This window comes from Curtobacterium oceanosedimentum (assembly GCF_040545555.1).
In the GTDB taxonomy this organism is placed as follows: domain Bacteria; phylum Actinomycetota; class Actinomycetes; order Actinomycetales; family Microbacteriaceae; genus Curtobacterium.
In genome coordinates this window covers 51591-58226 of sequence record NZ_JBEPMD010000020.1, presented here as the reverse complement: position 1 = coordinate 58226, position 6636 = coordinate 51591, and the positions used below count along the sequence as shown (strand labels likewise).

Annotated in this window: 5 protein-coding genes; 1 reads left to right on the top strand and 4 read right to left on the bottom strand. The window is 72.2% G+C overall.

Annotated elements, in window-relative coordinates; all coding sequences use genetic code 11:
- Nucleotides 1–117 precede the first annotated feature (117 nt).
- Together ABIC52_RS15865 and ABIC52_RS15860 are read right to left on the bottom strand one after the other, a co-directional pair.
- Entirely contained in the window at nt 118–1257 is a 1140-nt protein-coding gene (locus ABIC52_RS15865; protein ID WP_126892291.1) for a CE1758 family FMN-dependent luciferase-like monooxygenase, read from the bottom strand.
- A 121-nt stretch (nt 1258–1378) separates the two neighbouring features.
- On the bottom strand, nt 1379–2275 hold the full coding sequence (locus tag ABIC52_RS15860; RefSeq protein ID WP_209824558.1) for a phosphatase PAP2 family protein: 897 nt from the start codon (nt 2273–2275) through the stop codon (nt 1379–1381).
- Nucleotides 2276–2513: 238 nt separating this feature from the next.
- Between ABIC52_RS15860 and ABIC52_RS15855 the strand changes: the two genes are divergently transcribed.
- Entirely contained in the window at nt 2514–2963 is a 450-nt protein-coding gene (locus ABIC52_RS15855) for a DUF4383 domain-containing protein (RefSeq protein WP_161972666.1), read from the top strand.
- Nucleotides 2964–3300: 337 nt separating this feature from the next.
- Here ABIC52_RS15855 and ABIC52_RS15850 read toward each other — a convergent pair whose 3' ends face one another.
- Nucleotides 3301–4608: an ATP-dependent DNA helicase gene (locus tag ABIC52_RS15850; protein WP_354027783.1), complete on the bottom strand. Its 1308-nt coding sequence runs from the start codon at nt 4606–4608 to the stop codon at nt 3301–3303.
- On the bottom strand, nt 4605–6605 hold the full coding sequence (locus tag ABIC52_RS15845) for a bifunctional copper resistance protein CopD/cytochrome c oxidase assembly protein (RefSeq protein ID WP_354027782.1): 2001 nt from the start codon (nt 6603–6605) through the stop codon (nt 4605–4607). The genes ABIC52_RS15850 and ABIC52_RS15845 overlap by 4 nt, the downstream gene beginning before the upstream one ends.
- Between the last annotated feature and the right edge of the window lie 31 nt (nt 6606–6636).

The following is a 6636-nucleotide window of genomic DNA, read 5'->3' as shown; positions in this document are numbered from 1 at the left end:
CCGCCGTGTTGTTGCGGGCTCTTCGGGGGCCTCCCGGGTACCCCCCCCCCCGGTGGGGGGGGGGGGGGGGGGGGCCCGCCGGCCCCCGCGCCTCCCGTCCGTCGCGGGGTCAGGTGATCAGACGGACGCGCCCGTCCACTCGTCCTCGGCTGCGACGTGGTCGCTGCCCGCGGTTCCCGCGGCGAGTGCCGCGGCCACGCGGTCGGCGTGCGACGGCGGGTCGGACGGCACGTGGGCCGGGCGGTCCGCCTCGTTGATCTTCCGGAGCTCGGGGACGATGTCCTCGGCCAGGATGTCGATCTGCTCGAGCACCGTCTTGAGCGGCAGCCCGGCGTGGTCGATGAGGAACATCTGGCGCTGGTAGTGCCCGACGTGGTCCTTCATCGTGGCGTAGCGGTCGATGACCTGCTGCGGCGAGCCGACGGTGAGCGGGGTCTGGGCGGTGAAGTCCTCCATCGACGGGCCGTGGCCGTACACCGGGGCGTTGTCGAAGTACGGGCGGAACTCGTCCCACGCGTCCTGCGAGTTCTTCCGGGCGAAGAACTGCCCGCCCAGGCCGACGATCGCCTGGTCGGCGGTGCCGTGTCCGTAGTGCTCGAAGCGCTGGCGGTACAGACCCACCATCTGCTCGGTGTGCTGGATCGGCCAGAAGATGTTGTTGTGGAAGAAGCCGTCGCCGTAGTACGCGGCCTGCTCGGCGATCTCCGGCGTGCGGATCGAGCCGTGCCAGACGAAGGGCGCGACGCCGTCGAGCGGACGCGGGGTCGAGGTGAAGCCCTGCAGCGGGGTGCGGAACTTCCCCTGCCAGTTCACGACGTCGTTCTCCCACAGCTGGCGGATGAGCGCGTAGTTCTCGATCGCCAGGTTCACGCCCTGGCGGATGTCCTGCCCGAACCACGGGTAGACGGGGCCGGTGTTGCCGCGACCCATCATCAGGTCCATGCGACCGTCGCTGATCACCTGGAGCATCGCGTACTCCTCGGCGATGCGGACCGGGTCGTTCGTCGTGACCAGGGTCGTGCTGGTCGACAGCGTGATGTCCTTCGTCCGCCCGGCCAGGTAGCCGAGCATCGTCGTCGGGCTCGACGCGACGAACGGCGGGTTGTGGTGCTCGCCGGTGGCGAAGACGTCGAGCCCGGCCTGGTCGGCGTGTTCGGCGATCGTCAGGATGTCCTTGACGCGTGTGGTGTCGTCCGGTGTGGTGCCGGTCGTGGGGTCCGTCGTGACGTCGCTGACGGTGAAGATCCCGAACTGCATGGTGCCCGCCTCCTGGTGCTGGCTGGTGGTGCTGCTGTTTCGATGCGTTTGCATCGACTTACTGCGTACAACGTACCGCAGCCGCGGACATTCCCGCCAGGGTCGGGTGACGTCGGTGCGCTCAGCGGCGGGGTGGCAGGGCACGCTCGTCGGTCTGCGCGGCGTGGTGGAGCCCGTCCGCGAGCCACACGACCGTGACGACCGCCAGCACGCTCACGCTCGATGCCATGCGGCCAGCGACCAGGACGGCGCCGTGCAGGTCGGTGACGCCGGACAGGCCCGCGACCACGGCGACCACCCCCACCAGGAAGGTGACACCGGTCGCGAGCAGGAGCAGCGCCGTCACGAGCCGCCGGGGACCCCGACGGCCGTCACGGTCTCCGCGCTCACCACGGTCGACCACCGGACCGACCGCACGGACGAGCCCGAGCCAGAACAGGGCGATCGCGCACGCGCCGACGATGTCGCTCACCCGGTGCCAGCCGTACACGACCGTCTGGTTCGCCACGAAGACCGCGTACCCCGCCCCGACGATCGTCACCACCGGCCGCCAGCGACGGGGCGTCACGAGGAGCACGGCGAACAGTGCTGCCAGTGCGATCGTCGCGTGCCCGGAAGGGTACGAGTTGGGCGTCTCCGACTGGGCGATCTCCGGGCGCTCGGCGATACGCTTCACGAGAGTCGAGGTGGCTGCCGACGCGAGCACCACGACGCCCGCTCCGAGTCCCACCGCGAGCCGACGTCGGGCGAGTGCGACGGCGGCGATCACGACCACCAGCAACAGGATGACCGGCACCGAGATGACGTTCAGTGCAGTGTCCGACCCGAACAGGTCGGACTCCCGGACCCCGCCCAACGCGGCGTCCTCGACCCGCTGCCCGACCGGCGTCAACACGGCGACGGCGTAGACGAGAGGCACGATCACGAACCCCAGAGCCGCCAGCAGGCCCCACCGCAACCGCCGCGACACCAACGGTCCGCGCGACTCGGGCGCGGTGCGTTCGGGCGTTCGGGTCACCGGCGTGGTCCTCCTCGGTGTGGCGATCATCGGTCTCCTCGTCCGGCTGGTGCCGCGTGGGCGATTCGGACGGTCGGGGTCCGACACGATACCGTTGGTCCGCCGGTCCGCGCCTGTGAACCAGGGGTCAGCCACCTCAGGATCCGACGGCCGCGCCGCCCGTACGGCACGGGCAGGCGCTCCGGCTCCCGTCGCCGGTCCGTCCGGTGCGACCACCCTGTACCAGGAGGAGACCGAAGTGGCCATCAAGGAACCCAGCATCACGGCGTCGCCGAACCGGGGCCTCGCCCTGACGGCCGGATCGCTCCTGGCGCTCTGGGGCTTCCTCGGCTTCTTCTTCGCTGCAGACGGCGACCCGGGCTTCTTCAGCCGCGAGGGCGGAATGCTCTGGAACGCGTTCGGCGTCAACCCGGCGATGTGCCTGCTCTGGATCCTGCTCGCCGTCGTGCTGCTCATCACGAGCCTCGGCACCACCATCGGAGCGCGGAACGGCAACCGTCTGGTCGGCGTCGTGCTCGTCGTCATGGCGGTGTACGGCTTCGCGCTCGGTGAGACCTCGGCGAACGTCTTCGCGCTGACCTTCGCGGACAACCTGTTCCACGCGATCATCGGCGTCGTCCTGCTCCTCACCGCCTTCGGCGCGGACCACGAGAACGTGCGTGCCATCCGGGCGGCCCAGCGCGCCTGACGCTCCCGCTGCTCGTCCTCGACGCCCCGTCCACCGATCGGTGGGCGGGGCGTCGTCGTGCGGGCGGGCGTCGTGCGCGCGGGCCGTCGTGCTCGGGGGGGGGGCATCCGCCGGCGGGCGATGGGACCTGGCCGGTGGGGCGTCGTCTGGCCCGTGGGGCCAGCGCGGCCGTCGACCGGGGCCGCTGCACGCTCGCCGAACGGGCAGGACATGCCGCAGGTGGACCGCCGCGCGGGCACGATCCGTCGGCACCGGCCGCCGAGTGTGACCGATCCGGCCCGCTCGGTGCAGCGCAGGCGGGCGTCAGGCGCCGTCGGGCGTCAGGCGGCGGCGGGCGTCAGGCGCCGTCGGGGCGCGGGGACGCATCGAGCTCGGTCGCGACGACCCGCGGTGCCTCGGACATGAAGCGTCGGACGTCGAGGTCGACGATGATGTCCTGCGGCCGCAGCGGGCGGGTCAGGTAGAGCCCCTCGAGCGACGTCAAGCGCGAGAGCGCCACGTACGTCTGCCCCGCGCTGAACACCCGGTTGCCGAGGTCGACCACCGCGCGGTCGTACGTCGACCCCTGCGACTTGTGGATCGTGACCGCCCAGGCCAGGCGCAGGGGGAACTGCTGGAACTCCCCCACGGTGTCCTTCTTGAGCTCCTTCTTGTCCGGGTCGTAGGAGTACTTGAACTTCTCCCACACGGACGGCTGGACCTCGAACGGCTCCCCGTCGACGTCGACCCACACGGTGTCCCGGATGGCCGTCACGACGCCGAGCGTGCCGTTGACCCAGCGCTGGTCGGGGTCGTTGCGCAGGAACATCACGTGCGCGCCGGGCTTCAGCTCGAGTGCCTCGTCCGCCGGGAAGTTCCGTCCCCCGAAGTCGCCGTTGACGTCGGCACGGGCGGTCTTCACCTTGCCGGGCAACCGGTCGAGCGCGGCCTTGTTGATCCGCGAGACCGTGTCGTTCCGGGTCGCCAGGGTGATGGCGTCGTCCGGCGACGGTCGGGCACCGGCGGTGTTGAGCTGCCCGGCGATGTCGGCGGTGACCCGCCCGTGCCGCACCGCCGTGAGCATCGCGGCGAAGGCGTCGTCACGCTGCCGGTGCACGGTGGCGAGCTCGACGATGTGCAGTTCGGCCTCGAGCCAGACCTTCGCGTCGAAGAACCACATCGACCGGTAGTGGTCGGTGAAGTACGCGCGCTCGTCCCCGTCGCCGGGCACCGGTGGCAGCTGGTACGGGTCCCCGAACATCACCACCTGGACGCCGCCGAACGCCTCGAACTGGCGCCCCCGGGCCTTGCGGAGTGACCGGTCCATCGCGTCGAGCAGGTCCGCGTTGACCATCGAGACCTCGTCGATGACCAGGGTGTCGATCGTGTTGAGGAGCTTCCGGGTCTCCGGGCCGTGCCGGAGCTCGGCGTCCGCGATGAGCCCGATCGGCAGCCGGAAGAGCGAGTGGATCGTCTGACCGCCGACGTTCAGCGCCGCGACGCCGGTCGGGGCGCAGATGACGACCTGCTTCTCGGTGTTCCACGACAGGTGGTTGAGGAGCGTGGACTTGCCCGTCCCGGCCCGACCGGTGATGAAGACGTGGTCGCGGGTGTGCTCGATGTACTCGAACACCGCCCGCTGCTCGGCGCTGAGCTCGACGCTCACCGTCCGGCCGTCCCCGGTGCCGGCGTGGTGTCGGCGCCCACCGCGGTGGCCTCGGCCGAGGGCCCGGGGCCGTGCGGGGCGCGTGCGCCGCGTGCGTCGTGCGGGTCGGGCGCTGCACGATCGCCGCGCAGTCGGACCAGCGTCACGACGACGACCGTCACGAGCAGCGCGACCCCCGCGAGGACGAGGACGATGCCGGCCCGTGCCTGGTCTGCGAGCGGGGTGGGACCCCACTCGCGGCCCATCGCGCCGAACCACGACGCCTGGAGCAGCCCGAGCGGCCCCTGCATCGCGATGCCGAGCGAGACGGTGCCCGCAGCCACGACGACCGCGCCGACGATCCGCACGAGCGCCGCGCCGGTGCTCGCCGTCCGGGCTCCGGCGGCGATCGGCGTCAGGAGCGTGGGCACGGCGAGCAGCCCCACGACCAGGAGCCCGAGGTCGACCAGGGTGCGGCCGGAGGGGTCGCTCACCGACCACCGGAGGACCTGGGTGGCGTAGAGCCCCCACCACACCGCGGCCAGGAGCACGAACGACGGGAACGGCTGTGCGAGGTACCGGACGACGCCGTTGTCGACGAGCAGGCCCGTCCACTCGCGGACGCCCGTCGACCCGTCGTCACGCGGGTGCACGGCCGCACGGATCAACCGGACGGGCGCCGCGGCCCAGAGGAGTGCGGGGACGACGAGCCCGAGCAGCACGTGCGCGCCGACGTTGGCGGACAGCAGGAAGCGGTCGTACGTGTGCAGCGAGCCGGACGTCGCCAGGACCAGCGTCACGACCGCGATCGCGGCGGCGATCGTGCGCTGCACCGGCCAGGAGACCCCGCGACGCCGCAGTCGGACCACGCCGGCGGTGTACGCGGCGGCGACGAGGACGGCGGCCATCAGCCAGAACAGGTCGACGTTCCAGGCGGTGAGCCATCCCCACGACCCCGGGTCGCCGGGGAGCGGGTCGTCGGTCAGCAGCTCGGCGGGGGTCGGGTTCGTGGTCTTGCTGAGGGCGACCTCGCCGACCGGGGTCGCGGTGCGCCCGAGTGCCGCGGCGAACCCGCTCGCGACCCCCATGACGGCGAGTTCGACGAGCACGAGGGTCCAGAACGGGCCGCGGCGCTCCGGGGCGTCGGTGAGCGACCGGATCGCCCGCCGACGCTGCACCGCGCCGAGCACGCCGATGCCGACCAACGCGGCGGTCTTCACGAGCACGAGCACCCCGTACGGGGTGAGCAGGTTCGCCGGGGTGCCGACACGGATGATCGCGGAGGCCGTCCCCGACCCGGCCACGAGCACGAAGCAGCCGAGCGCGATGCTCGAGTACCGCGCGACGACGAGCGGCAGCCGGTCACCGGGCAGCACGCCCCGCAGGAGCACGACGAGCAGCAGCCCGCCGACCCACAGCGCGGCCCCGACCAGGTGCAGCCCGAGCGCGGTGACGGCCGAGTCGTGGCTGGCGGTGCCGGCGGCGTGCCCCTGCTGCGCGAGCGGCACGAGTCCGACCATCGCGATGCCGGCGGTGAGCGCGACCATGCCACGCCCGCGGACCGCGAAGCAGAGCACCGTCACGGCGGCGGCGACGAGCACGGAGACCAGCCACGAGGTACCGAGGTCGGTCCCGGTGAGGAACACGCCCATCGACTGGCCGAACTGCTCGTCGAGGCTCAGGGCCGACCCGGCGACGGACAGGAACGTGAAGAAGGTCGTGGCCGCGGCGGCGACGGTCCAGACCCCGGCGGCACCGGCCGCGACGTCGATCGCACGGTTCCACTCGGGGCGACTGCGCGACAGTCCGACGACGGTGAGCGCGAGGCCGCCGATCGTCGCTGCTGCACTGAGGTCGACGACCAGCCGGGCGATCGGCAGACCGAAGCGGACGACCGCTCCCGGGTCCGCGATGAGCGCACGGTCCGCCCCGCCGCCGATCACGAGGGCGACGAGGAGCGAGACGAACCCGACGAGCAGCAGCACGGCGGGGCCGGCGATGCGTGCGATCCGGTCCACCCGACAAGCCTAGGCGGTGCCCGGCCGACCA